Annotated in this window: 24 protein-coding genes and 1 pseudogene; 15 read left to right on the top strand and 10 right to left on the bottom strand. The window is 72.4% G+C overall.

Features of this window, described 5'->3' with window-relative positions; genetic code table 11:
* The 5 genes and pseudogenes from casA to cas3 all read right to left on the bottom strand — a co-directional run.
* Positions 1–995: type I-E CRISPR-associated protein Cse1/CasA (casA, locus tag ACE3Q3_RS14135; protein ID WP_374447068.1), on the bottom strand; the 995-nt coding region annotated here is incomplete at its 3' end.
* A gap of 136 nt (positions 996–1,131) precedes the next feature.
* Positions 1,132–1,560 (bottom strand): type II toxin-antitoxin system VapC family toxin, encoded by a 429-nt coding sequence (locus tag ACE3Q3_RS14130; RefSeq protein ID WP_374447069.1) that lies wholly within the window; start codon positions 1,558–1,560, stop codon positions 1,132–1,134.
* The gene (locus ACE3Q3_RS14125; protein ID WP_374447066.1) at positions 1,557–1,799 is read right to left on the bottom strand and encodes a type II toxin-antitoxin system Phd/YefM family antitoxin; all 243 of its coding nucleotides are present in this window, start codon (positions 1,797–1,799) and stop codon (positions 1,557–1,559) included. Before ACE3Q3_RS14125 ends, ACE3Q3_RS14130 begins: the two co-directional genes overlap by 4 nt.
* Positions 1,800–1,877: 78 nt before the next feature.
* On the bottom strand, positions 1,878–2,600 hold the full coding sequence (locus ACE3Q3_RS14120) for a hypothetical protein (RefSeq protein ID WP_374447071.1): 723 nt from the start codon (positions 2,598–2,600) through the stop codon (positions 1,878–1,880).
* Between the two features lie 202 nt (positions 2,601–2,802).
* Positions 2,803–4,629: pseudogene (gene cas3, locus ACE3Q3_RS14115) on the bottom strand (CRISPR-associated helicase Cas3'); the annotation flags it as partial.
* A 308-nt stretch (positions 4,630–4,937) separates the two neighbouring features.
* Here cas3 and ACE3Q3_RS14110 point away from each other — a divergent pair.
* The 4 genes from ACE3Q3_RS14110 to ACE3Q3_RS14095 are packed head-to-tail and all read left to right on the top strand — an operon-like array spanning position 4,938 to position 8,846.
* Complete coding sequence (locus tag ACE3Q3_RS14110) at positions 4,938–5,807, top strand: xanthine dehydrogenase family protein subunit M (RefSeq protein WP_374447064.1); 870 nt, start codon at positions 4,938–4,940, stop codon at positions 5,805–5,807.
* 4 nt (positions 5,808–5,811) lie between these two features.
* The gene (locus ACE3Q3_RS14105) at positions 5,812–6,294 is read left to right on the top strand and encodes a (2Fe-2S)-binding protein (protein ID WP_374447062.1); all 483 of its coding nucleotides are present in this window, start codon (positions 5,812–5,814) and stop codon (positions 6,292–6,294) included.
* The gene (locus tag ACE3Q3_RS14100) at positions 6,291–8,570 is read left to right on the top strand and encodes a xanthine dehydrogenase family protein molybdopterin-binding subunit (protein WP_374447061.1); all 2,280 of its coding nucleotides are present in this window, start codon (positions 6,291–6,293) and stop codon (positions 8,568–8,570) included. Before ACE3Q3_RS14105 ends, ACE3Q3_RS14100 begins: the two co-directional genes overlap by 4 nt.
* Before the next feature lie 27 nt (positions 8,571–8,597).
* Positions 8,598–8,846 (top strand): hypothetical protein, encoded by a 249-nt coding sequence (locus ACE3Q3_RS14095; RefSeq protein ID WP_374447059.1) that lies wholly within the window; start codon positions 8,598–8,600, stop codon positions 8,844–8,846.
* A gap of 53 nt (positions 8,847–8,899) precedes the next feature.
* Here the strand turns inward: ACE3Q3_RS14095 and ACE3Q3_RS14090 are convergent, their stop codons facing one another.
* A complete protein-coding gene (locus ACE3Q3_RS14090; RefSeq protein WP_374447057.1) occupies positions 8,900–9,751 on the bottom strand; it encodes a calcium-binding protein in 852 nt (283 codons plus the stop codon).
* Between the two features lie 155 nt (positions 9,752–9,906).
* On the opposite strand from ACE3Q3_RS14090, the gene ACE3Q3_RS14085 reads away from it, so the two are divergent.
* Positions 9,907–11,766, top strand: coding sequence for an AI-2E family transporter (locus ACE3Q3_RS14085; RefSeq protein WP_374447056.1), 1,860 nt, complete (start codon positions 9,907–9,909; stop codon positions 11,764–11,766).
* A 42-nt stretch (positions 11,767–11,808) separates the two neighbouring features.
* Entirely contained in the window at positions 11,809–12,693 is an 885-nt protein-coding gene (locus tag ACE3Q3_RS14080; protein ID WP_374447055.1) for an alpha/beta fold hydrolase, read from the top strand.
* A 51-nt stretch (positions 12,694–12,744) separates the two neighbouring features.
* On the opposite strand, the gene ACE3Q3_RS14075 is transcribed toward ACE3Q3_RS14080, so the two are convergent.
* Complete coding sequence (locus ACE3Q3_RS14075; RefSeq protein ID WP_374447054.1) at positions 12,745–14,241, bottom strand: CoA-acylating methylmalonate-semialdehyde dehydrogenase; 1,497 nt, start codon at positions 14,239–14,241, stop codon at positions 12,745–12,747.
* 197 nt (positions 14,242–14,438) lie between these two features.
* Between ACE3Q3_RS14075 and ACE3Q3_RS14070 the strand changes: the two genes are divergently transcribed.
* Genes ACE3Q3_RS14070 through ACE3Q3_RS14045 form a run of 6 tightly spaced genes read left to right on the top strand, consistent with a single transcriptional unit; the run spans position 14,439 to position 20,315 of the window.
* Complete coding sequence (locus ACE3Q3_RS14070; protein WP_374447053.1) at positions 14,439–15,284, top strand: transporter substrate-binding domain-containing protein; 846 nt, start codon at positions 14,439–14,441, stop codon at positions 15,282–15,284.
* A 45-nt stretch (positions 15,285–15,329) separates the two neighbouring features.
* Positions 15,330–16,001 carry an amino acid ABC transporter permease gene (locus tag ACE3Q3_RS14065; protein ID WP_374447051.1) on the top strand — a complete coding sequence of 224 codons (672 nt, stop codon included), beginning with the start codon at positions 15,330–15,332 and terminating at the stop codon, positions 15,999–16,001.
* The gene (locus ACE3Q3_RS14060; RefSeq protein WP_374447049.1) at positions 15,968–16,705 is read left to right on the top strand and encodes an amino acid ABC transporter permease; all 738 of its coding nucleotides are present in this window, start codon (positions 15,968–15,970) and stop codon (positions 16,703–16,705) included. The genes ACE3Q3_RS14065 and ACE3Q3_RS14060 overlap by 34 nt, the downstream gene beginning before the upstream one ends.
* Complete coding sequence (gene argH, locus ACE3Q3_RS14055; protein ID WP_374447047.1) at positions 16,706–18,211, top strand: argininosuccinate lyase; 1,506 nt, start codon at positions 16,706–16,708, stop codon at positions 18,209–18,211.
* An 8-nt stretch (positions 18,212–18,219) separates the two neighbouring features.
* On the top strand, positions 18,220–18,963 hold the full coding sequence (locus ACE3Q3_RS14050; protein ID WP_374447045.1) for an amino acid ABC transporter ATP-binding protein: 744 nt from the start codon (positions 18,220–18,222) through the stop codon (positions 18,961–18,963).
* 23 nt (positions 18,964–18,986) lie between these two features.
* Complete coding sequence (locus ACE3Q3_RS14045) at positions 18,987–20,315, top strand: NAD(P)/FAD-dependent oxidoreductase (RefSeq protein ID WP_374447043.1); 1,329 nt, start codon at positions 18,987–18,989, stop codon at positions 20,313–20,315.
* Here the strand turns inward: ACE3Q3_RS14045 and ACE3Q3_RS14040 are convergent.
* On the bottom strand, positions 20,251–20,646 hold the full coding sequence (locus tag ACE3Q3_RS14040) for an ArsR/SmtB family transcription factor (protein WP_374447042.1): 396 nt from the start codon (positions 20,644–20,646) through the stop codon (positions 20,251–20,253). The two genes, ACE3Q3_RS14045 and ACE3Q3_RS14040, sit on opposite strands and share 65 nt — an antisense overlap.
* Positions 20,647–20,740: 94 nt before the next feature.
* Here ACE3Q3_RS14040 and trxC point away from each other — a divergent pair, with 94 nt between their 5' ends.
* From trxC to ACE3Q3_RS14025, 3 genes are read left to right on the top strand one after another with little or no spacing between them, the layout of a single operon-like run.
* Entirely contained in the window at positions 20,741–21,184 is a 444-nt protein-coding gene (gene trxC, locus ACE3Q3_RS14035; RefSeq protein ID WP_374447041.1) for a thioredoxin TrxC, read from the top strand.
* Positions 21,185–21,225: 41 nt separating this feature from the next.
* Positions 21,226–22,518: an NAD(P)/FAD-dependent oxidoreductase gene (locus ACE3Q3_RS14030; protein WP_374447039.1), complete on the top strand. Its 1,293-nt coding sequence runs from the start codon at positions 21,226–21,228 to the stop codon at positions 22,516–22,518.
* A 10-nt stretch (positions 22,519–22,528) separates the two neighbouring features.
* Positions 22,529–22,900 (top strand): DUF5368 family protein, encoded by a 372-nt coding sequence (locus ACE3Q3_RS14025; RefSeq protein WP_374447038.1) that lies wholly within the window; start codon positions 22,529–22,531, stop codon positions 22,898–22,900.
* Positions 22,901–22,924: 24 nt separating this feature from the next.
* Here ACE3Q3_RS14025 and ACE3Q3_RS14020 read toward each other — a convergent pair whose 3' ends face one another.
* Together ACE3Q3_RS14020 and ACE3Q3_RS14015 are read right to left on the bottom strand one after the other, a co-directional pair.
* Positions 22,925–24,085 carry a glycosyltransferase gene (locus ACE3Q3_RS14020; RefSeq protein WP_374447036.1) on the bottom strand — a complete coding sequence of 387 codons (1,161 nt, stop codon included), beginning with the start codon at positions 24,083–24,085 and terminating at the stop codon, positions 22,925–22,927.
* A 21-nt stretch (positions 24,086–24,106) separates the two neighbouring features.
* A partial coding sequence (locus ACE3Q3_RS14015; RefSeq protein ID WP_374447034.1) for an alanine dehydrogenase occupies positions 24,107–24,816 on the bottom strand: 710 nt, incomplete at its 5' end.

Raw genomic sequence — 24,816 nt, 5'->3', positions numbered from 1 at the left:
TCGCGATAGGCGATGCGGCCCGGCTGCCCATGCACCGGCAGCCAGGAGGCCGGGTTGTTCGGCTGGGCCTGGTAGTGAGGCGTCAGCGGATGGCGGAACGCGGCGTAGTTGGCGCCGTGCGGCCGTGATCGGTAGGTCTTCACGACCAGCGGATCGACCCGCCCGGTCAGGTCGCAGGGCCGTCCCTCGGGGTTCGGCACGAAGTCGAGCCGTATCCGTCGCGGCATCCCCCAATAGGCCTGGAGCGGATCGACGTCCGCGGGCGTCGTCGTCTGCCCCCGGTCGGAGACCCGGGTGGCGGCGAGCCAGGGGAAGATCCGCGGCAGCGACCGTTCGCTGCCCGCCGGCGCCGGCGGCCGCACGGCATTGAGCCAGAGCATGTGCCACAGCGCCTCCGGCCGGCCCGGCCGTGGGGCAGGGCGGACCAGCGTCGTCAGCGGCCCGCCGCCGCGCAGCGAGGTGCGGACGCCGGCACCGCCGGCCGGCGCATAGGTCTGAAGGGTGAAGAGCGCCATCGCCGCCGCCGGCCGCGACAGGCGTTCGACGGCGCCGCGATGGACGAAATGGTCGAGGTTCTTCCGGATGGCGAGCATGCCCGGCGCCTCGATGAGAAGCTGCCCGACCGGCACCGCATTGTCCGGCAGCTCCTCCCGGTCCTGGCCGAAGCGGGGGCCGTCGCCGTCGAGCCGGAACGCCTCGGCGAGCGGCGCGAAGGCGGCGTCGAGGGTCTCCGGCGCGGGCGGCCGCTCGAACCATTCCGCCCACGCCTCGTCCGCCATCCGCTCGCCGCAGGCGGTCGCCAGCAGCCCGATCAGGAACTCCCGCGCCGCGGCGTCGAAGTCGGCCCGGCCCCAGGCGAAACCGACGACCGGATTGCCGTCGACATCCGCCGCCACTTCCGCCGGCCGCACCCACCGCCGCGAGCCGTCCGCCAGCACGGCGGGGAGCCATGGGCTCCAGAGCAGGCTGAAAGAGGCTTCGTCGACAGCGGCCATTGCGTCGCCTGATTCGACTTTTTCGAAAAAATTATATTCATGATGAACGGATAAGTGCTGGAGTCAATCCGCTTGCCTGTTGGTCACCCGCCGCCTGCGCTCCGCTCGGGCCGGGCGCTCCCCCAAGAGAGCGCGATCAGCCAAGGAGCCGCGTCGGCACGCCGAGCGCTGGGCCGGCACCGGCCAGTCGCCGGTCGAGCGTATGCAGGGTGGCGCCATGGTCGGACGCCGTCGCCAGATGCAGCGCGTCGCCGGCGCGGAGCCCGAGCGCGTGCTGGTCGACGAACCGGGCGGCAATGCGGAAGTGCCGGCCCGCCACCGGCAGCACGGTGAGGCTGTCGGCGATCAGCGTGTGGAACATGGCGAGCACGGCCGCGCGCTGCTCCAGGTCGAGCTGCCCCGTGCGCACTTTGATCGCCAGCGCCGACGAGGTCTCGGTGATGGTCCAGTCGCTGATCCGGAGCCGTACTGGGTCCTGTTCCGCCAGCCAGCCCTGAACGTCGGCGGTGGCCGCCTCGTTGGAGAGCGCCGCGACGATCAGCGACGTGTCGAGATAGAGCATCAGTAACGGTCGTCGTCCCGCATCGTCCGCACCAGTTCGGCGGCGCTCCCGGACGGCGGCGGCAGGGTCGCCGTCAGTGCGCGGAGGCGGGCGGCATCGATCGGTCGGCGCGGCGCGGCGGCGGCGGTCAGGCGCGCGACCGGCCGGCCGCGGCGGGTAATGTCGATCGCATCGCCAGCCTCGACCCGGTCGACGAGTTCGCTCAGATGTGTCTTGGCGTCCGCGAGGCTGACCGTGCTCATGTCGCGCTCCTGACCATCCAGTTGGTCATATGATGCAACAGGAGCCGCGCTCCGGGCAAGCCGGCCGAGCCCTGGCAATCACCGCCCAGCGCCTGCTCCGGGCGGTTGGCGGACCTCCAGGCCGCGCCCGGCCCGGTAACGCAGCACGACCGGCCGGTCCTTGGCGTCGACGACTTCGGCGCGCAGGCCGTCGGCATCCGCGTCCAGCGCCACCAGCAGCGCGTCCTGCTCGTAGCGGCCCCAGGTCGCCCTCGCTGCGGCGATCGCGGCGGCGAGCGGTCCGGTCGCCGGGGCCTCTCTTCCGATGCGGGCCGCGCGCACTGACACTTCCGACATGGCCCAGCCCCGCCTCGGATCGAGGTCGGGGCAGAGCGGCGCCAGCGTCGCCCCGTCCCAGCGGGCGAGGCGGAGCGTGCGGCGGTCGTCGGCGAGGCGGGTCGCCACCCGGGTCTCGTCCGGCCAGGGCTGGCCGGCCCGGACATAGCCGGCGTCGAGATCGAGCAGGTTGTGCAGCGCAAAGGAGCGCTCGGCCGAACGCTCGCCCCGCGCCGCCTGATGGTTGTGCTCCAGGCCGGCCGGCACCTCCGCACCGGCCGCCTCGCCGTAGACGCGCTCGATCAGCCCGGGCACGTCGTCCGGGACCCGGATGCCGCTCGTCCGGAAGGCCTGCCGCGCGCTCAACCAGAGGATGCCGTGATCCCGGTAGACGGCCGCGGTACCGGGCAGGAACGACTTCACCCAGTCGCGCGCGACGGTGCCGTCCGGGTCTGGCGCCAGGACGAGGAGGCGCGGTCCGGGCACCGGCCGCGCCGCGGCCGGGGGCCGGGGGGGGTGGCGGCCCCCCCCCCCGGCCGGCGGGGGGCGGGGGGGGGGGGGGGCCCGCCCCCCCGGGGGGGGGGGGGGCGCCCCCCCCCCCCCCCCCCGCGGCCGGGCGCCGGTCGAGATGGCGCCAGACCCGGCCGGCGCGCTGGAGAAGGAGGTCGATCGGCGCGAGGTCGCTGACCATGAGGTCGAAATCGAGGTCGAGCGATTGTTCCACCACCTGGGTCGCCACCAGCACCCGGCCGCGGCGGTGCTCGGGCGTGCCGTCGCGGCCGAAGCGGGCGAGGACGGCGTTCTCGATCGCCAGTCGATGCCCCATGGCGAAGCGGGCGTGGAAGAGGTCGGCGGCGATGCCGCGGGCGGCGAGGAGGTCGGTCGCCGCGATCGCGTCGTCGACGGTGTTGCGCACCCAGGCGATCGCGGCACCGGCTCGGGCGGCAGAGGCGATCGCCGCCACCGCCGCCTCGGGGTCGGCGAGCCGTTCCGCGACGAGCCGCCGCGGCAGGTCGCGGCGCGGGGCGATCGGCTGCTCCAGCACGGGCGCGCCGACGGCGAGGCGGGTGGCGCCTGGGTAGGCGCTGCCGAGCCGGGGCGCCGCCGGCGCCCGCGCTGCGGCGGACCATTCAAGGGCGATCCGCTGCTTGGTCGGCCGCGGCAGGGTGGCGGAGAGGACGATGGCGTGGCCGCCCTGCATGGCGTGGGCAGCGAGCAGCCGGTCGATCTCGGCGCTCATGTAGGCGTCGTAGGCATGGGCCTCGTCGACGACGAGGACGCGGTCGGCGAGCGCGGCCAGCCGGATCGCCTGATGCTTGGCCGGCAGCACCGCAAGGAGTGCCTGGTCGATGGTGCCGACGCCGATGTCGGCGAAGAACGCCTTGCGCCGGTCGTGGGCGAGCCACGCGGCGCACTCCGCGGCGCAGTCGCCGTCGGGCGCGTCGCGGTCGTCCGCCGCGCGCTGCCCCGGGACCGGCTCCAGGATGCTCTGGCGAAAGCCGTCGTCGAGCGCCGCCCGTCCGTGGGCCAGCACCAGCGACGGCCGGGCCGCCGCCTCGAACATCCGGCGATAGGCGGTGCCGAGGCGGCGATACATGGCGTTGGCGGTGGCCATCGTCGGCAGTGCCAGGTAGAGGCCGTTCGCCCGTCCCGCCGCCATCAGCCGGTGGACGATGGCGAGTGCCGCTTCGGTCTTGCCGCTGCCCGTCATGTCCTCGAGCATGAAGAGAAGCGGGCCCGCGGGCAGGTCGACCTGCTCGGCCCAGGCCTGGAGCGGGCTCGGCACCAGCCCCGGCCGGCCGGTGAGGGCGGCGAGGCCGGCATAGGGCGCCGCCGGGGCAGGCAGGATGCCGGCGGCGCGCACGGCCGTCTCGGCCCGCGGCAGGGCGGTGCCGGTCCAGTAGGCGGCGACCGGCTCGCCGCTATCGGCCGCGTAGGGAAACCAGCCCTGGTTGGAGCCGATCCAGTCGGCGGCGACCGAGAGGCCGGCGAGCCGCCAGCCGACGCGCCGCAGCACGGCGGCGTCCGGCGCTGGCACGGGCGGCGGCGCCAGCAGCCCCAGCATGGCGCGCGCGAACGCCAGGGCCGCCGCCTCGGCGGCCGGCCCGAAGGTGAGTTGCGGCAGGTCGTCGGCATCGACCGGCCGTCCGTGGTGCGCCAGTACCGGCAGGAAGAAGGTGGTGAACTGCGGCAGCCGCCAACCCGGCAGGGCGGGGTCGAGCAGCGGCCGCAGGGCGCGGCGCAGGAGGCCGATCCCGGTCGCCGGATGACCGGGATCGGCCTGCCGCAGCGTGGCCTCGTCGAGCGGGCCGAGCACCGCCGCCGGCCAGCGCTCCGGCGACTTCGCCTGGAAGACGCGCGCGAACTTGCCGAGATCGTGGAGGGCGAGCGCCAGCGTCCACAGCCGCACCAGGTCGTCGGCCGCCCAGCCGAGCGCGTCCGCCATGGCCCGGAACGGGGCGGGGTGGCACGCGGCCAGGATCCGGCCGACGGCGGCGACGTCGAGGCTGTGCATCCACAAGGGGTGCCAGTCGCAGCCGCTGCCGGCGACCGGCTGCGCCTTGCCCCAGAACGGACGGAAGTCGGTCTCCGCGCTCATGTCGGCGCCTCCTCGCCCCGGCGGCCTGCGGGATCGCGCCGAAGCGCGGTCCGGCGCCACGACGGCAGTTGTGCAACGGCCCCCGTTGGACCCACAATGGCGGCCGGACTCTCCGGGCGCCGGCCGCCCGGGTCGCGCGCGCCGACCGGCTGGCGGACACCGCCGCCGGAGGTTGCCGCGACTTCGTCTCTCGCCACGGCTTCCATCCCCTGCAGGAACGACCGATGACAGCAGATATAAAATACGAGGCACCCGACACGATCGAGAAGGCCGTGGCCATCCTGGCCGCGGCCAACGGCAGTGGACGGGTGCTCGCCGGGGGAACCGACCTCCTCGTGCAGATGCGCGCCGGCGTCGCCAAGCCCGGCACCATCGTCGACGTCAAGAAGATCGCCGAGATGACCACCGTCTCGGAGACGAACGGGTCCTTCCGCATCGGCGCCGCGGTCTCGGGCGCCGAACTCGGCGAGAACGCGGCGCTGGTCGCGGCCTGGCCCGGCGTCGTCGAGGCGGTCAACCTCATCGGCTCGACCCAGGTGCAGGGCCGCGCGTCCGCCGGCGGCAACCTGTGCAACGCCTCGCCCGCCGCCGACAGCGTGCCGGCGATGGTCGCGGCCGGGGCGATCCTCACCATCCAGGGGCCGAACGGCCGCCGCGAGCTGCCGGTCGAGAAGCTGCCGGCCGGCCCGGGCCGCACCAACCTCGCCCCCGGCGAGATCGTCGTCTCCATCACCCTGCCGGCCCGGCCCAAGGGCTCGGGCGACGCCTACCTCCGGCTCATCCCGCGCACCGAGATGGACATCGCCGTCGTCGGCTGCGGCGTCAGCCTGACCATGGACGGCGACACCTGCACGGCCGCCCGCGTCGGCCTCGGTGCGGTCGCGCCGACCGTGCTGCTGGTCGAGGACGCCGCCAGGGCGCTGGTCGGCTCGAAGCTCGACGACCAGGCGCTGGAAGCGGCGGCGGCCGCCTGCCGGGCCGCCTGCAAGCCGATCGACGACAAGCGCGGCACCATCGCCTACCGCACCAAGATCGCGGGCGTGCTGCTGAAGCGCGCCACCGCCATCGCAGCCGAACGCGCGCGGAGCCACTGATCCCATGTCGAAGATCCACGTCAGCACGACCATCAACGGCGAGCCGGTCGAGTTCCTCTGCGCCCCGCAGCAGACCGTCCTCGACGTCCTGCGCGACCAGCTCCAGCTCACCGGCACCAAGGAAGGCTGCGGCTCCGGCGACTGCGGCGCCTGCTCGATCCTGGTCGACGGCCGGCTCGTCTGCTCCTGCCTGATGCTGGGCGCCGAGGCCGAGGGCCATCGCATCGAGACCATCGAGGGCATGGCCGAGGGCGACGAGCTGCACCCGCTGCAGAAGAAGTTCGTCGAGATGGCGGCACTGCAGTGCGGCATCTGTACGCCGGGCTTTCTCGTCGCCTCCAAGGCGCTGCTCGACCGCAATCCGAACCCCACCGAAACCGAGGTCCGGTACTGGCTGGCCGGCAACCTCTGCCGCTGCACCGGCTACGACAAGATCGTTCGCGCGGTCATGGACGTCGCCGCCGAGATGAGGGAGACCGCACGATGAGCGCTCGCGAATACAAGTGGATCGGCACCCGCCCGAACCGGCCGGACGGCGCCGACAAGGTCACCGGCCGCGCCCGCTTCGGCGCGGACTTCGCGCTGCCCGGCCAGCTCGTCGGCAAGGTGCTGCGCAGCCCGCACGCCCACGCGATCATCAAGTCGATCGACGTCTCGGCGGCGCTGGCGCTGCCGGGCGTCAAGGCCGTCGTCACCTCGGCCGACTTCCCCGACCAGCCGAACGTCACCGTCCCGGCGGGCGAGATGCAGGTCAACCTGCGCGACGTGACGCGCAACGTCATGGCGCGCGAGAAGGCGCTCTACGACGGCCATGCCGTCGCCGCCGTCGCCGCCACCACCGAGGAGATCGCCAACGCGGCGCTCGGCCTCATCAAGGTCGAGTACGAGGTGCTGCCGCACGTCATCGACGTCGAGGCGGCGATGGCGCCGGGCGCGCCGATCCTGCACGACCATCTCCGCACCGAGGGCATCGAGCCGAAGCCCGAGAACCCGACCAACGTCGCCAAGCGCATCGACTTCGCCAAGGGCGACGCCGCGGCCGGCTTCGCCGCCGCCGACATCGTCGTCCAGCACCGCTACACCACCCAGCCCGTCCATCAGGCCTATATCGAGCCGCACGCGACGCTCGCCAGCGCCGCCGCCGACGGCCAGGTCCAGGTCTGGTCGACGACCCAGGGCCACTTCCAGGTCCGCGGCTTCTGCTCGCGCCTGCTCAACATCGAGACCTCGCAGATCCGCGTCGTCCCGACCGAGATCGGCGGCGGGTTCGGCGGCAAGACGGTCGTCTATCTCGAGCCGGTGGCCATCCGCCTGTCGCAGAAGTCGGGCAAGCCGGTGAAGATGGTGATGACCCGCGAGGAGGTGTTCCGCGCCTCCGGCCCGACCTCGGGCGGCCTCGTCGAGGTCAAGATCGGGGCGAAGAAGGACGGCACGATCGTCGCCGCCGAGGCGATGGTGGCGCTCCAGGCGGGCGCCTTCCCGGGCTCGCCGGTCGGTCCCGCCTGCATGTGCAGCTTCGCCTGCTACGACATCGCCAACATCAAGGTCGTCGGCTACGACGTCGTCAGCAACCGGCCCAAGGTTGCGGCCTACCGTGCACCGGGCGCCCCGATCTCGTGCTGGGGCGTCGAATCGACGATGGACATGCTGGCCCAGGAACTGGGCATGGACCCGATCGAGCTGCGCCTGAAGAACGCCGCCAAGGAGGGCACCAAGACCCACTACGGCCCGACCTTCAACCGCATCGGCTTCGTCGAGACGCTGGAGGCGGCGAAGAACTCGGCCCACTACAAGGCGCCGGTGAAGCGCGGCTTCGCCCGCGGCGTCGCCGCCGGCTTCTGGTTCAACGTCGGAGCGGACTCGAGCGCGGCCATCCATGTCGGCGAGGACGGCTCGGTCACCGTCATCTCCGGCAACCCGGACATCGGCGGCTCGCGCGCCTCGCTCGCCCTGATGGCGGCCGAGGAACTCGGCATCGACTACGAGAAGGTGCGGCCGATCATCGCCGACACCGCCTCGATCGGCTTCAACTTCGTCACCGGCGGCAGCCGTGTCACCTTCGCGACGGGCCTCGCGGTCGTCAACGCGACCAAGGACGCGATCCGCGAGCTCAAGGTGCGCGCCGCCAAGATCTGGGAAGTCGAGCCCGAGGCGGTGATCTGGGAAGACGGCATGGCCAAGCCGGCCAGCACCAATGTCGGCGAGTTCGAGCCCCTGTCGCTGTCGCAGCTCGCGGCGATGGCGAGCAAGACCGGCGGCCCGATCAACGGCCATGCCCAGTTGAACGCCCAGGGGGCCGGGCCCGGCTTCGGCGTCCACGTCGTCGACCTCGCGGTCGATCCCGAGACGGGCGTCGTCACCATCGACCGCTACACCGCGGTCCAGGACGTCGGCACGGCGATCCATCCGAGCTACGTCGAGGGCCAGCTCCAGGGCGGCGCCGTCCAGGGCATCGGCTGGGCGCTCAACGAAGAGTACATCTACAATGCCAAGGGCCGGCTCGATAACGCCGGCTTCCTCGACTACCGCATCCCGGTCTGCTCGGACCTGCCGATGATCGAGACGGTGCTGGTCGAGGTGCCGAACCCGGCCCATCCCTATGGCGTCCGCGGCGTCGGCGAGGTGCCGATCGTGCCGCCGATGGCGGCCATCGGCAATGCCGTCGCGCGCGCGACCGGCGTGCGCTTCACCGCGCTGCCGATGTCGCCGCCGCGGGTCTCGGCCGCGCTCGACGCGGCCCGGCCGGCGATGGCGGCGGAGTAGCGCGGCGATGCGTCGGAGGTCGGCCGGATGGCGCGCGTCGTCCTGACCCGCTCCTTCGCCGACCTCTACGCCAGGGGGCAGGTGGAACACGACGTGCCGGGCCTCCGGGTCCGGCACCTCGTGCAGGCGCTCGACGAGCGGTTCCCCGGCATCGGGGCCCGCCTGTCGGACGGTGTCGCCGTCGCGATCGACGGCGTCATCCACCAGAACGCCTTCCTGGAGGAGGTCGGCCTCGACAGCGAGGTCTGCTTCATGCCCGCCATCGAGGGCGGGTGAGGGGGCGGCCCCGGGGAACCGGGACCGCCGCCCCGATCACCGGATGAACCCGATCACAGGATGAAATAGTCGGCGTCGAGCCGGCCGATGTTGTTGACGGTGATGTGGTCGCCGGTCGGCAGCACGAGGTGGAGGCCGCCGGCGACCGGCTCGACCCCGACCGAGAAGGCGAAGTCGGTGAAGTCGTCGAAGCCGAAGGCGCGGAGGTCGATGAAGTCGAGGCCGGGCGAGAAGTCGACGACGATGTCGGAGCCGCTCTCCGGGGCGAAGACGAAGGTGTCGCGGCCGGAATCGCCGAAGAGCCAGTCGACGCCGCGGTCGCCGGAGATCGTGTCGTCGCCGGTGCCACCGTAGAGCGTGTCGTCGTCGCGGCCGCCGTAGAGCCGATCGAAGCCGTCGCCGCCCGCGATCACGTCGCGGCCGCTGCCGCCATAGAGCTCGTCGAATTCCGTGCCGCCGTCGATGCGGTCGTCGCCGGTATCGCCCGAGAGCGTGTCGTTCTGCGCCTCGCCGTAGAGCGTGTCGGCGCCGGGGCCGCCATGGCCGATGTCGCGGCCCGCGCCGCCGCCGATCAGGTCGTTCCCGACATTGCCGGAGACGAAGTCGTCGTCGGTGCCGCCGAACAGCCGGTCGTTGCCGACCTCGCCGAAGATGATGTCGCGGCCGGCGCTGCCGGCGACCGTGTCGTCGCCGTCGCTGCCGAGCAGGAAGTCGGCGCCGTCGCGGCCCTCGATCTGGTCGTTGCCGGGGCCGCCGAACGCGGTGTCGGCACCGGGGCCGGCGTCGATCGTGTCGTTGCCGCCGGCGCCGTCGATCCGGTCGTCGCCGCCGCGTCCGTCCAGCATGTCGCCTTCGGGCAGTCCGAACTGCGTGTCGTTGCCCTCGCTCAGGATGAATAGCGCCACGGTCGCCCCCCGGAGTTCCAGTCCACCCCTACGACACTCCAACTCCGGCGGCTTTGCAAAGGGGTTGTTGGCGCCGGCCCGGAACGCGGGCCGACGGCCGGGCGTTCCCGCCGCGCTCCTCGCACCGCCCGAGGACGGTTGGAGGCCGGTCCAGCATGCCAGACATTCTCACGCCGGGCCCGGACGGGGCCGTGGCGGGCGCCCCGCCGACGCCGCTCGCCGCCGTCCGTCCGGCACCGCCGCCGCTGGTCACCGCCGGCGCCATCCTCGTCGTCATCGGCGCGCTCTATCTCGGGCGCGACATCTTCATCGCCTTCGCGCTGGCGATCCTGCTCGGCTTCCTGCTGACACCGCTCGCCAACCGCCTGCGGCGGTGGGGCGTGCCGCGGGTGCTGGCCGCCCTGCTGGCGGTGGGCGTCGCGGTCGTCGTCGTCGCCGTCGTCGCGGTGGTGGTCGGCAACGAGCTCTACCTGCTCGCCGGCAACATCCCGGACTACCAGTCGACGATCCGCGACAAGCTGGCGGCGATCCGCGAATCCGCCGGCGGCGGCGGGGTCTTCGAGCGCCTGTCGCAGATGGCGAGCCTGCTCGGCCGCGAACTCGGCGCCATCCGGCCCGAGGCCGCGGGCGATGCGGTCGCGGTCACCATCCGCCCGCCGCCGCCGCAGCCGCTCGACGTCCTCGACAATTTCGCCGGGCCGGTGGTGACGGCGGTCGCCTCGGCCGGCCTCGTCATCGTCTTCCTCTTCTTCGTGCTGCTGGAGCGCGAGGACCTGCGCGACCGGCTGATCCGCCTCCTCGGCGTCGGCCAGGTGCTGCGCAGCACCCAGGCGCTGGACGAGGCGGCGCGGCGGGTCAGCCGCTATCTCCTGATGCAGCTCGTGGTCAACACCAGCTACGGCGTGCCGATCGGGATCGGGCTGTGGCTGATCGGGGTGCCGAACGCCCTGCTCTGGGGCGTGCTCGCCGGGGTGCTGCGCTTCATCCCCTATCTCGGACCGTTCCTGGCCGCGCTCTTCCCGACCACGCTCGCCTTCGCCATCGATCCCGGCTGGAGCATGCTCGCCTGGACGGTCGCGCTGTTCCTGGTGCTGGAGGTCGTCGGCAACAATGTCCTGGAGCCGCTGCTCTACGGCTCCTCGACCGGCATCTCGTCGCTCGCCATCATCATGGCGGCGATCTTCTGGGCGACGCTGTGGGGGCCGGTCGGCCTGCTCCTGGCGACACCGCTGACCGTCTGCATCGTCGTCATGGGCCGCTACGTCCCGCAGCTCGAGTTCCTCGGCATCCTGCTCGGCAACGACCCGGTGCTGGCGCCGGAGCAGCGCTTCTACCAGCGCATCGTCGCCGGCAACCACGAGGAGGCGATGGAGGTGGCCGAGGACTATCTCGACCAGGCGACGCCGGTTGCCTTCTTCCAGGAGGTGGTGCTGCCGGCCCTCCAGATGGCCGAGAACGACCATGATTTCCGCTGGCTCGACGCCGATCTCCGGCGGCTGGTGGCCGAGCGGGTGGAGCGCGTCCTGGCCGACCTCGACGAGGACGGGCAGCTCGTCATCACGCCGACGGCGGATGACGTGGACGACGTGGACGACGTCGGGCCGGCATCGCCGGCCGCTGCCGGCCGGATCGTCTGCCTCGCCGGCCGGACGCCGCTCGACGCGGTCGCGGCCGGCCTGCTGGCGCGCTGGCTGGCCGGGCTCGGGCGCCGCGCCGACGTCGTCGTCGGCTTCGATCCGCGCGGCGGCTCGGCCGGCTTCGGCGCGCCGGGACCGGGCGACATCGTCGCCCTCTGCTATCTCCATCCCCGGCCGCAGACCTATGCCCGCTATGTCGGGCGCCGCATCCGCCGCCTCGCGCCGGAGGCGCGCATCCTCCTGGTCGCGCTCAACCCGGGCGGCGACGGCGTCGAGCCGGCGCTCCCCTCCGGCGACGGCGCCGCCCTGTCCCTGGCGGCGGCCGTCCAGCGCATCCAAGGCCGGCATGGCAGGGATGCGTCCGCCGCCGTCGCGTGAGCGGCTGCGCCCGGGCTAGGCTGCCCCGGCCGGAGGACCGCCATGGAACTGGAAGACCGCTACTTCGATTCGGCCGGGGTGCCGATCCGCTATGTCGAGGCCGGGCGCGGCGAGCCGCTGCTGCTGCTGCACGGCTTCTCCAGCTCGCTCGACGAGGGCTGGGTCGAGCGCGGCGTCGTCGCCGACCTCGCCGACCGCTGGCGGGTCGTCGCCTTCGACGCGCGCGGGCACGGGCGGAGCGGCAAGCCGCACGACCCGGCCGCCTACGGGCCGGAGATGGGGCTCGACGCGCTGCGCCTGATGGACCATCTCGGCCTCGGCCGGGCCCATCTCATGGGCTACTCGATGGGCGCCCATGTCGCGGCCCATCTCGCCGTCCACCGGCCGGAGCGCCTGCACAGCCTCGTTCTCGGCGGCGCCGTCGGGCGGCTCGACTGGAGCCCGGCCGACCAGGCGCGGGTCGACGCCGAAGCGGCGGAACTCGACCTGGGGCTGCTCTCCTCGCAGATCCTGCGCCTGTGGCCGAAGGACCAGCCGCCGCCCTCGGAGGAGGAGTTGCGCGCCATCTCCGCCCGCCGTCTGGCCGGCAAGGACCCGCTGGCGCTGGCCGCGGTGCGCCGTTCCAACCCGCGCCAGGTGGTGACCCTCGACCGGATGGCGTCGATCCGCCTGCCGGTGCTCGGCATCGTCGGCACGGCCGATCCCTACGCCCGCGATTTCGAGCGGGTGCGGGCGGTGCTGCCGGCGATGCGGGTCGTCACCATCCCGGGCGCGGCCCACGGCAATGCCGTCGGCCGGCCGGAATACGTGGCGGCGGTGCGCGCGTTCCTCGCCGCCCATCCGATGGAGGAGAACGAGGAGCCGCGCGAGTACGCCTCGCCCGCCTGCTCGCTGCACGAACTCGACCCGGCCTTCCGGTCGGAGTGAGAGGGCGGCCCGGTCGGAGAGGAACCGGCCGGGCGCCGTCGCTCCGTTCCTTCAGCGCATCGTCGGCATGACGAACTCGGCCCCCGACCGGATGCCGGTCGGCCAGCGCGCGGTGACGGTCTTGAGGCGGGTGTAGAAGCGCACGCCCTCGGGCCCGTGGACGTACATGTCGCCGAAGAGCGACCGCTTCCAGCCGCCGAAGCTGTGGAACGCCATCGGCACCGGGATCGGCACGTTGACGCCGACCATGCCGATCCGGCACTGGGCGGTGAAGGCGCGGGCGGCGTCGCCGTCGCGGGTGAAGATGGCGGTGCCGTTGCCGAACTCGTGGTCGTTCACGAGCTTGAGGGCCGCCGCATAGTCGGGGACGCGGACGACCGACAGGACCGGACCGAAGATCTCCTCCTTGTAGATGCGCATCTCGGGCGTCACCTCGTCGAAGAGGCAGCCGCCGAGGAAGAATCCGTTCTCGTAGCCCTGCAGCTTCAGGCCGCGGCCGTCGACCACCAGCTTGGCGCCGGCCTTGACGCCGTCGTCGACGTAGCCGCGCACCTTGTCGAGGTGCTGGCGGGTGACGAGCGGGCCCATCTCGCTTTCCCGGTCGGTGCCGGGCCCGACCTTGAGCGTGCGCAGCCGCGTCGCCAGGCGGTCGACCAGCGCGTCGGCGGAGTTGCCGACGGCGACCGCCACCGACACCGCCATGCAGCGCTCGCCGGCGGAGCCGTAGGCTGCGCCCATCAGCCCGTCGGTCGCGAGGTCGAGATCGGCGTCGGGCATGACGACGAGGTGGTTCTTGGCGCCGCCCAGCGCCTGCACCCGCTTCCCGTGGTGGGCGGCGGTCCGGTAGACGTACTCGGCGATCGGCGTCGAGCCGACGAAGCTGACGGCGGCGATGCCGGGATGCTCCAGGATCGCGTCGACGGCGACCTTGTCGCCATGGACGACGGTGAAGACGCCGTCCGGCAGTCCCGCCTCCTTCAGCCACTGCGCCATCAGCAGCGACGCCGACGGATCGCGCTCCGACGGCTTCAGGATGAAGCAGTTGCCGCAGGCGAGCGCCACCGGGAACATCCACATCGGCACCATGGCCGGGAAGTTGAAGGGCGTGATGCCGGCGACGACGCCGAGCGGCTGGCGCAGCGACCAGCTGTCGATCTCGGTGCCGACGTTCTCGGTGAACTCGCCCTTGAGCAGCTGCGGGATGCCGCAGGCGAACTCCACGACCTCGGTGCCGCGCACGACCTCGCCGTCGGCGTCGGACAGGACCTTGCCGTGCTCCAGCGTGATGGCGCGGGCGAGTTCGGCCTTGTTGCGCTCCAGGATCTCCTTGAACTTGAACATGACGCGGGCGCGGCGCAGCGGCGGCGTCGCGGCCCAGGCCGGGAAGGCGGCGGCCGCGGCGGCGACGGCGGCATCGACCTCGGCCGCGGTCGCCAGCGGCACCCGGCCGGTGACCTCGCCCGTCGCCGGGTTGAAGACGTCGCCGAAGCGGCCGCTCAGGCCCTCCGTCGGCTTGCCGGAGATCCAGTGGGTGAGGGTGGTCGTCATCTGGGAACGCCTCGCGGGGATGGTGGGGGGCGCGAAAGGGGTTGCGATCGTGGCCCGAAGGTCCGCCGCTGACAATCGCTCAATGCGCCGCTGATCGCTCGCTCGAATGTTTTTGGACCAGTCCTTGCTTTCCACCGGCATCCGTGTCGCACTCTGGTCCCGGAACGCCGGGATACCGGTCAACAGGAGGAGGGTTCATGTCGATTGCCGCTACCCTGCTGCGCACCGTCGCCGTCGCGGCGATGGCCGCCACCGTCGCCGGCGCCGCCTCGGCCCAGACGATGCCGCCCCTGCCCGAGGCGATCAAGAAGGCCGGCGTCGTGAAGGCCGGCGTCAAGTGCGACTATCCGCCCGACGGTTTCATCGACGCCTCGGGCAAGCCGGTCGGCGTCGAGGTCAGCCTCGCCCGGCAGGTCGCCGCCTACGCGTTCGGCAGCCCGGACAAGACCGAACTCACCTGCGTCACCACGGCCAACCGCATCCCGACCCTGGTCAGCGGCAAGGTCGACCTCGTCATCGCCACCATCGGCGTCACCAAGGAGCGCGCCGAGGTCGTCGACTTCAGCCAGAACTACGCCTGGGGCGGCAGCGACGTGCTGGTGCTCAAGGACAGCCCGCTGCAGAAGCTCGACGATCTCAAGGGCAAGACGATCATCGTCATCAAGGGGGCCTGGCAGATCGGCTGGTTCGAGAAGAACCTGCCCGAGGTCAACATGCTGCGCCTCGACACGGTGTCGGACGGCCTCCAGGCCCTGCTCCAGGGACGCGGCGTCGGCTATGCCCACGACCTCGCGGTCATCAAGGGGCTGGCGCAGAAGAACCCGCGCGTCCGCCGCCTCGACGAACTCTATCAGCTGGGCTATCGCGGTGCCGCCGTGCGCAAGGGCGAGAAGGAGTGGCTCGCCTACGTCGACGCCGCGATCAAGCGCGCCAAGGCCGAGGGCCTCGTCGTGCAGTGGATCAAGCAGTACGACCAGCCGGACCTGGTCGAGACCACGATCGAGTCGTGGGACCTCTCGAAGGTGCCGGCCAAGGCCCGCTGATCCGGTCGCCGCCGCCGCTCCGAGGGCCACCACTCGACCGCTGCCATGGGTTTCCGCTTCGACTTCGGCTACATCCTCGCCAACGGCACGGCCCTTCTCGAAGGGCTGTGGATGACGGTGCTGGTCAGCCTGATCTCGATCGTGCTGGCGGCGGCGATCGGCGTGGCCGGGGCGGCGGCGCGCGTCTTCCGCGTCCCGGTCGCGGCCCAGTTCTTCGCCGCCTATGTCGAGTTCGTGCGCAACACGCCGCTGCTCGCCCAGCTCTTCTTCATCTTCTACGGGCTGCCCTCGATCGGCATGGGCCTGTCGGTCTTCTGGTCGGGGGTGGCGGCGCTCACCGTCTGGGGCGGCGCCTACAATGTCGAGAACATGCGCGGCGGCTTCCTCGCCGTTTCCAAGGGGATGCGCGAGGCGGCCTTCTCGCTCGGCCTGAAGCCGCTCTACTACCTCTGGCTGGTGGCGATCCCGCTCGGACTGCGCGTCGCCATCCCGGCGATGCTCAACACCTCGGTCTCGGTGCTGAAGAACTCGTCCTACCTCCAGGCGATCGGCCTCGCCGAGCTGACCTTCGTCGCCATGGACCGGGTCGCGACCGACTTCCGCACGCTCGAGATGTTCGCCGCCATCGGCACGCTCTACCTCGCGCTGGTGCTGATCCTGTCCTATGCCGTGCGGCGCCTCGAATGGCAGCTGTCGCGGCCGTTCCGGACGAGCTGACGATGCAGCTCCTGCTCGACAACTGGTGGATCTTCCTCGGCGGGCTGCGCCAGACGTTCCAGCTCGCGGTCGCCACGCTGGCCTGCGCGACGGTCGTCTCGGTGCTGATCGGCGTCATGAGCGTCACCCGCTATGCCTGGGCGCGGGTCGTGGCGCTCTGCTACGTCGAGTTCTTCCGGGACATCCCGCTCCTCGTCAACATGCTCTTCGTCTATTTCGGCGCGCCGCTGCTGGGGCTGCCGCTGTCGCCGTTCGCCGCCTCGCTCATCAGCCTGACGCTGTGGGGCGGCGCCAACGGTGCGGAGATCGTGCGCGGCGGCATCAACGCCGTGCCGCGCCACCAGACGGTGAGCGCGGTGGCGCTCGGCCTGAAGCCGTGGGAGATCTTCCGCTACATCGTCCTGCCGCAGGCGCTGCTGCCGATCCTGCCGCCCTTCACCGGGCTCTTCGCCAACCTGGTGCAGGCGACGACGCTGGCCTCGCTGGTCGGCGTCACCGAGTTCTTCCGCATCGGCGGCATCGTCGTCGAGCGCACGACGCTGCAGGAGGGCCACAGCCCGGCCTTCCTCGTCTACGGCTTCGTGCTCGTCGTCTACTTCGTCATCTGCTCGGCCCTGACCGCCCTGTCGCGGCGGCTGGAGCGCAATCTCCAGCGCCACGGCGGCCGGGTGGCACGGGTGGCCGCACCCCGGGAGAGCGTCTGAATGTCGTCCAAGGTCAGTGGCCTGCTCGCGGAGGCGACGGCGCCGATTCTCCAGGAACAGCTCGTCGGCCCCGCGCTGGCGCGCGAGTTCCCCGCCGCCTTCCCGATCATGACGGCGATCAACGAGGCCCATATCCTGATGCTGGCCGAGCGCGGCATCGTCGACCGGCCGACCGCGGCGGCGATGGCGCGCGCGGTCATCCAGGTCGCGGAGGAGGGGGCGGCCTCGGTGCCGCTCGACGCCGCCCGCGAGGACCCGTACTTCAACTACGAGGCGCGGATCATCGACCTGGCCGGGCCCGAGGTCGGCGGCCGCACCCACATCGCGCGCAGCCGCAACGACCTCAAGGCGACGCAGGACCGCCTGCGTGCCCGCTCCGCGGCGCTGCGCATCCTCGACGGCCTCGTGGCGCTGCGCCGGACGCTGCTGGCCCGCGCCGAGCTCCATGCCGCGGTCGTCATGCCGGGCTACACGCACCTGCAGCCGGCGCAGCCGATCACCTTCGGCTGGTATCTGCTCGGCATCGCCCACGCGATCGAGCGCGACCATCGCCGCATCGCCGAATGCTTCGCCCGGATCGACGTCAATCCGCTCGGCACGGGCGCCGTCGCCGGCACTTCCTTCCCGGTCGACCGCGCACTGACGGCGCGCCTCCTCGGCTTCGCCGGCGTCAGTGGCCACGCCCAGGACGCCGTCGCCTCGCGCGACTTCCTGGTCGAACTGGTCGGCGCGGCGGCCATGCTCGCCAACACCTGGGGCCGCATGGCCCAGGACTTCTTCGTCATGTCGAGCTACGAGTTCGCGACCCTGCGCTTCCCCGACAGCGTCGCCGGCACCTCCAGCATGATGCCGCAGAAGAAGAACCTGGTGGTGCTGGAGAACCTGAAGGCGCGGGCCGCCACCATCCTCGGCGCCCAGGTCGCCGCCTTCGTCGGCGTCAAGGGGACCAACTTCACCAACACCGTCGACGGCGGCGGGGCCGCCTTCCGCTGGGTCTGGGAGGCGCTGGAGGACACGATCCGCGGCCTCGCCATCGCCGAGGTCGTGGTTGCCGCGGCCGAGCCCGAACCGGAGCGGATGCTGGCGCTGGCGCGCGCCAACTTCTCGACCGCGACCGACCTCGCCGACGGTCTGGTGCGCGAGGCGGGCCTGCCCTTCCGCGAGGCACACCATCTCGTGGGCGCCATCGTGCGCACGGCCGTCGACCGCGGCCTGACCGCCGACCGGATCGACGCCGCGCTGATCGCCGAGGAGGCGGAGCGGATGCTGGGGCGTCGCATCGAACTGCCGGCGGACATCGTCGCCCGCATCGTCGATCCGGCGGCGGTGGCCGAGGGACGCCGCGGCTCGGGCGGACCGTCGCGGGCCGACATGGCGGCAATGCAGACGGCGCTCGGTGCCCGCCTCGTCGCCGACGCCGCCGAGGCGGCGGGCTGGCGGGCCCGCATCGACGCCGCCGACGCCGAGCGTCGCCGACGCTTCCGGGACCTCGCGGCCGCGGGGTGAAGGCCGCCATGCGCGAGGAGGAGCCCCTCATCCGCGTCCGCAGCCTGGTCAAGACCTTCCAGGGCGTGCGGGCGCTGGACGGCGTCGACTTCGAGGTCGCCCGCGGCGAGGTGGTGGTGGTGATCGGCCAGTCGGGCTCCGGGAAGAGCACGCTGATCCGCTGCCTCAACGGGCTGGTCGAGCCCGACACCGGCGAAATCCGGCTCGGCGGCGAGGCGGTCGACACCCACTCCCAGGCCGACTGGCGCCGGCTCCGCCAGCGGGTCGGCATGGTCTTCCAGGACTATTCGCTCTTTCCCCACCTGACGGTGACCCGCAACATCACCCTGGCGCCGGTGCGCACGGGGCGGGCGACGCAGGCGGAGGCGGACGCGCTGGCGCGGCAGCTCCTCCAGCGCGTGCGCCTGCCCGAGAAGGCGGATGCCTACCCGGCCGAGCTCTCGGGCGGCCAGCAGCAGCGCGTCGCCATCGCCCGGGCGCTCGCCATGCGGCCGGAGGCGATGCTGTTCGACGAGCCGACCTCGGCCCTCGACCCGGAGACGATCCAGGAAGTGCTCGACCTGATGCGCGAGCTCGCCCGGGACGGCATGACCATGATCATCGTCAGCCACGAGATGGGTTTCGCGCGCGAGGTCGCCGACCGCGTCGTCTTCATCGACCGCGGCCGGGTCGTCGAGACCGGGACGCCCGAGGAAATCTTCCGCAGCGCGCGCGAGGCGCGCACCCGCGACTTCCTCGCCAAGATTCTCTAGCCATCCGCCCGAGGAGCCCCGCCATGGCGGCCAGCGACGACATCTTCGCCCCCGGCTTCGTCGAGCGTCCCTACTGGTGGGACGCGGCGCCGCCCGAGGACGCGCGCAGCGAACCCCTGCCGGAGACGACCGACGTCGCCATCGTCGGCAGCGGCTATTGCGGCCTGTCGGCGGCGCTGGAACTGGCGCGCAGCGGCGTCCAGGCGACGGTGCTGGAGGCGGGGCCGCTCGGCCACGGCGCCAGCACGCGGTCCGGCGGCATGGTGTCGAGCGGTCAGAAGCTGGTCATCACCGGCGCCGTCACCGCCTTTCCGCCACACCAGACCGAGCAGGTGTTCGAGGAATCGAAGGGCTCCTTCTCCTTCATCCAGGAGCTGATCCGCCGCGAGGGGCTCGACGCCGACTACCAGCATTGCGGCCGCTTCTTCGGCGCCTGGGCGCCCGCGCATTTCGCGACGCTCGCGCGCAATGCCGAACTCTTGCGGCGCCACACCCAGGTCGACGCCGCGACGGTGCCGGCGGCCGAGCAGCGGCGCGAGATCGGCTCCGGCCTCTACCATGGCGGCATGGTGGTGAAGGACTATGGCGCGGTCCACCCGGCCAAGTACAATCGGGCGCTGCGCAACGTCGCCCGGGCGGCCGGCGCCGACCTGCATTCGCACGCCGCCGTCACCGGCATCGTCCGCGACGGCGCGCGCTACCGCGTCACCACGGCGCGCGGCACCGTCGATGCGGGCGAGGTCGTGGTCGCCACCAACGGCTACACCGACAAGGCGGTGCCCTACCTGCGCCGGCGCATCATCCCGGTCGCCAGCTACATCGTCGCCACCGAGCCGCTGTCGAAGCCGGTGATGGACGAGATCCTGCCGCACCGCAGGATGATGTCCGACACAAGGCGCGAGCTCAGCTACTTCCGCCCGTCGCCAGACGGGACCCGGCTCCTCTACGGGGCCCGCACCAGTCCCTGGGACAAGACCCCGCGCGCCATGGCGCAGGGCATCCACGCCCGCGTGCTCCAGGTCTATCCGCAGCTCCGCGGCGTCAAGCTGACCCACGCCTGGAACGGCTTCGTCGGCATGACCTTCGACCATGTGCCGCACATGGGCACCCACGAGGGCGTCCACTACGCCATGGGCTGCAACGGCAACGGCGTCGCGATGGCCACCTATCTCGGCTGGCAGACGGCGCTGAAGATCCTCGGCCGCCAGAACCGGCCGTCGATCTTCGACGGCCGGCCGTTCCCGACCAGGACCTACTATTCGGGCTGGCCCTGGATGGTGCCCCTGGTCAGCGGCTGGTACCACCTGACCGACGCGCTGGCGCGGCCGTCGTCGATCCTGGGACGGGCATAGCCGGCTCGTCCGGCGCGGCGACCGGCGCCGCCGGCCCGCAGAACGACTGGTAGAGGGCGGCGAGGACGGCGCGGGCGGGCGCGCTCGCGACGCGGTACCAGATCGTCTGGCCGTCGCGGCGGCCGGCGATGATGCGGTCGCGACGCAGCAGGGCCAGGTGCTGCGAGGCGGTCGAATCGCGGATCCCGAGCAAGGCGGCCAGCTGTCCCACCGACTTCTCGCCGTCGACGAGCTGGCAGAGGATGAGCAGGCGGTGGCGGTTCGCGAGTGCCTTCAGGAGGTCGCTCGCGCTCTCGGCCGCATGCTCCATGGCCGCGATCTCAATGTTCATTGTTGAATACCTACGATACTATGAACATATGATGCAACCGGATACGGGATCGGCGACCGGGTTGGCGCGTCGGCCCGGGGAGGAGCCGGTCGCCATGGATGCCGTCCAGAACGTCGTCTGCCCGCACTGCGCCGCCACCAACCGGATCGCCGCCGGGCGCGATCCGCTGGCCGGGCGCTGCGGCGCCTGCAAGGCGCCGCTCTTCGACGGTCATCCGGTCGACGCCGGTGCCGAGATGTACGAGCGCCAGGTCGCGCGCAGCGACGTTCCGGTGCTGGTCGACGTCTGGGCCCCCTGGTGCGGTCCGTGCCGGACGATGGCCCCGGCGCTCGTCGAGGCCAGTGCCCGGCTGGAGCCGAAGGTCCGGATCATCAAGCTCAATTCGGAAGCGGAGCCGGACATCACCCGGCGCATCGGCATCCGCGCGGTGCCGACGATGATCCTCTTCCGCGGCGGTCGCGAGCTCGGCCGCGTGTCGGGCGCAATGGGGGCCCGGCAGATCGTCGACTGGGTCGGCAGCCAGCTCCGCTCGGCATGATGGCGGCCCCTCGGGGGTCGGAGCAGCTCGGGGAGGACGGGATGGATCGGAGGCGCTTTCTCGCGGGGGCGGGCGCGCTCGCCGCGCTCGGCATCGCCCCGCCGCCGGCGGCGGCCGCGGTGTCCTCGGCCAGGCCGCGGATCGTCATCGCCGGCGCCGGCGCGGCCGGGATCTCGCTGGCGGCCCGATTGCGACGGCAGATGCCGCAGGCGACGATCGTCCTGCTGGACGCCCGCCGCGAGCATTTCTTCCAGCCCGGCTTCACCATGGTCGCGGCCGGCCTCTGGGACCCCGCCGATGTGACGTTCCGCAATGCCGAGTTCGTGCCGTCCGGGGTCGAGTGGATCGCCGAGGCGGCGGCCGAGTTCGACCCGGCGGGCAACAGGGTCGTGACCACGGGCGGCCGCCGGATCGCCTACGATTTCCTCTTCGTCGCCACCGGCCTCCTACTCGACTACCGGCGCATCCAGGGGATGGACGAGACCCTGATCGGCCGCGAGGGCATCGCGTCCATCTATGCCGGCCCGGACGCCGCCGCGGCGTCCTTCCGGGCGATGGAGGCGTTCATCGGGCGCGGCGGAACCGGCCTCTTCGGGCGTCCGCCGACCGAGATGAAATGTGCCGGCGCCCCGCTCAAGTTCACCTTCATCACCGACGACCGGGCGCGCCGGCGCGGGCGGCGCGGGGCGGTCGAACTCGTCTACAACGCCCACAGCGAGGTCGTCTTCACGGTGCCGCCGGTCGATGTCCGCGTGAAGGGGATGTTCGCCGATCGCGGCATCCGGGTGAACCGGTCGCACGTCCTGGTGGCGATCGATCCGGGAGCCCGGCGCGCGACCTATCGCACGCCCGCGGGCGACGTCACGCTGGGCTACGACTTCATCCATGTGGTGCCGCCGATGCGGGTGCCGGATGCGGTCCTGAACAGCCCGCTGCCGTGGCAGACGGGTGCCTTCGCCGCCGACGGCTGGGTCGAGGCGGACCGCGCCACCCTGCGCCATCCGCGCTTCCCCAACGTCTTCTCGGTCGGCGACGTCGCCGGCGTGCCGCGCGGCAAGACCGCGGCCAGCGTCAAGTGGCAGGTCCCGGTCCTGGTCGACAACCTCGTCGCCGAGACCGCCGGGCGCGAACCGACGGCGGCCTACAACGGCTACACCTCCTGCCCGATGGTCACCGCCTATGGCCGGGCGATGCTGATCGAGTTCGTCTATGACGGGACGCTGGTGCAGTCGTTCCCGTTCATCGCGCCGCTCGACGACCTCTGGATCTCCTGGGTGATCGAGGAGAAGGGGCTGAAGGGCGCCTATCGCGCGATGCTGCGCGGCCACGCCTGAGGAGGGACGGATGCGCGACTTCGATCCGCTGGCGATCCTTTCGATCGTCGAGGAGAGCATGGGAATCCTGCTCTGGCCGGCCGCCGTCCTGGCCGCGGCGTTGCTCGCCGGGGTCCTCTGGGCGGCCATCCGGCTCCGACGGTCCGGCCGGCCGGCGCGGCGGCCGCTGGCCGTTGCGGTGGTGGCGGCGCTGGCGGCGACCGCCGGCCTCGCCTTCGCGGTGCCCGCCTGGACGCTGGCCGGCGTCGACGCCCTGAACGGCCCGGTCGACTACCTCTTCGCCGTCCTGATGGCGCTGGCGCCGGCCGCCGGCATCGCTGCCCTGGTCTTTGTCGCGGCCGCTCTGCGGTGCACCGCTCGCCGCCGCCCGGCCGCGTCCTGAGCGCCGCCGGCCGGGCGGCGGCGCCTACGACAGGCGGCCGGCGGCGGCGGCGGCGATGCGCCGGGCCTCGCGGCGCTGGCTGGCGAGAAAGGCGGCCGTGACCGGGCCGCGCTGGGCGTCCAGCACCACGGGCGCGCGGCCGAAGAGGGGGACCGATGCCGCCGACGGTGCCGGCTGCTCGCCGGCCAGGATGGCGGCGATGGCGGCGACGAATTCGCGGTCCTCGCGTTCGGCGGTGCGGTCCTCCATGTAGCGCGCCGCGGCGGCCCCGAGGCGGGCTGCCGCGTCCGGCCGGTCGAGCAGCCAGATCAGGGCCTCGGCCAGCGAGTGCGGCGTCTGCAGGGCGAGGACGGCGCCCGCCTCCGGCAGATCGAGCAGGGTGTTGGCGCGGTAGAGTTCGACCACCGGCAGTCCGCAGGCCATCATTTCGAAGGGGATGCGCGAGGGATTGGTGGCACTGAGGCAGAGGCCGACGCGGGCCCGCCGATAGAGCCGGGCCAGTTCCGTCGGCGCCAGCCGCCCCAGGGCATAGTCGGCGAGCGGTCCCGTCACCGGGGTCTCGTTGCCGTAGATGCTGATCGCGGTCTGCGGCCGGCGTTCGCGGACGATCTCGAGCGCCGCCACCGCGGTGCCCGGGCAGCGCCGCGCCTTCTCCGGCTGGACGATGCAGGCGACCCGGTCCTCGCGGGCCACCGTGTCGTCGGGGTGATAGATGGCGGCATCGGCGCCGAAGGCGATGCCGAAGGCGGCGCGCCCGTAGCGCTCGGCGAAGGTGCCGCGCAGCCAGTTGCCGAGGCAGATCGCGGTGGCGCCGACGATCGGCGACGCTTCCAGCCGCAGCGTGTCGTCGCCGACGGCACGGAAGCTCGCCTCGTGGTCCTGTACAAACTGGGCGAGGCGGGCGGCACGCAGGGCGCCGGCCGCCGGCAGCCCGCCCCAGTCGGTCGCCATTACGAGGTCGGCGCCGGCGGCGCCCTCGTACCCGACGAAGACGTCGCCGGCGGCGATCCCATGCCATTCGACGACGGCGCCGCGCATCGCCTCGGCGTGCTCGGCGAGCCATCCCGGGAGATGGAAGGTGCAGCGGTGCCCGGCCCGGGCAGTGGCCCGGGCCCGGGCAAAGACCGTCGCTTGGCCGCCCGATCCGGGGATCGGGCGGTTGACGAGCCAGGCGATCCACGCCATCCGGCGGCGGCCCTTCTGCCGTCAGGCGGCGATGGCGCGGTCGGGCGGCACGAAGGCGAGGCCGAGGTCGCGCGCGACCGCGGGGTGGGTCACCTTTCCGGCGCAGATGTTGAGACCGGCCAGCAGGTGCTTGTCGTCGGCGAGTGCCTGCCGGTAGCCCTTGTTCGCCAGCGCGACGACGAAGGGCAGGGTGGCGTTGTTGAGGGCGAAGGTCGAGGTCCGCGCGACCGCCCCCGGCATGTTGGTCACGCAATAGTGGACGACGCCGTCGACGGTGTAGGTCGGGCTGGCGTGGGTCGTCGGCCGGCTGGTCTCGAAGCAGCCGCCCTGGTCGATCGAGATGTCGACCATGACCGAGCCCCTCTTCATGCCGGCGACCATCTCCCGGGTGACCAGCTTGGGTGCGGCCGCGCCCGGCACCAGCACCGCCCCGATCACGAGGTCGGCCTCGCGGACATGCTTCTCGATATTGTCGACGGTCGAGAAGATCGTGTTGAGCTTGGCGCCGAACTGCAGGTCGAGCTCGTAGAGCCGGTGCAGCGACTTGTCGATGACGACCACCGAGGCCTCCAGCCCCATCGCCATGCGGGCCGCATTGGTGCCGCTGACGCCGCCGCCGAGGATGACGACGCGGGCCGCCGGCACGCCCGGCACGCCGCCCAGCAGCATCCCCGCCCCGCCCTGCTCCTTCTCCAGGCAATGGGCGCCGACCTGCACCGACATGCGGCCGG

It is taken from the genome of Allostella sp. (genome assembly GCF_041913585.1).
Taxonomy (GTDB): Bacteria; Pseudomonadota; Alphaproteobacteria; order ATCC43930; family Allostellaceae; genus Allostella.
This window is presented reverse-complemented; position numbering and strand designations above follow the sequence as displayed.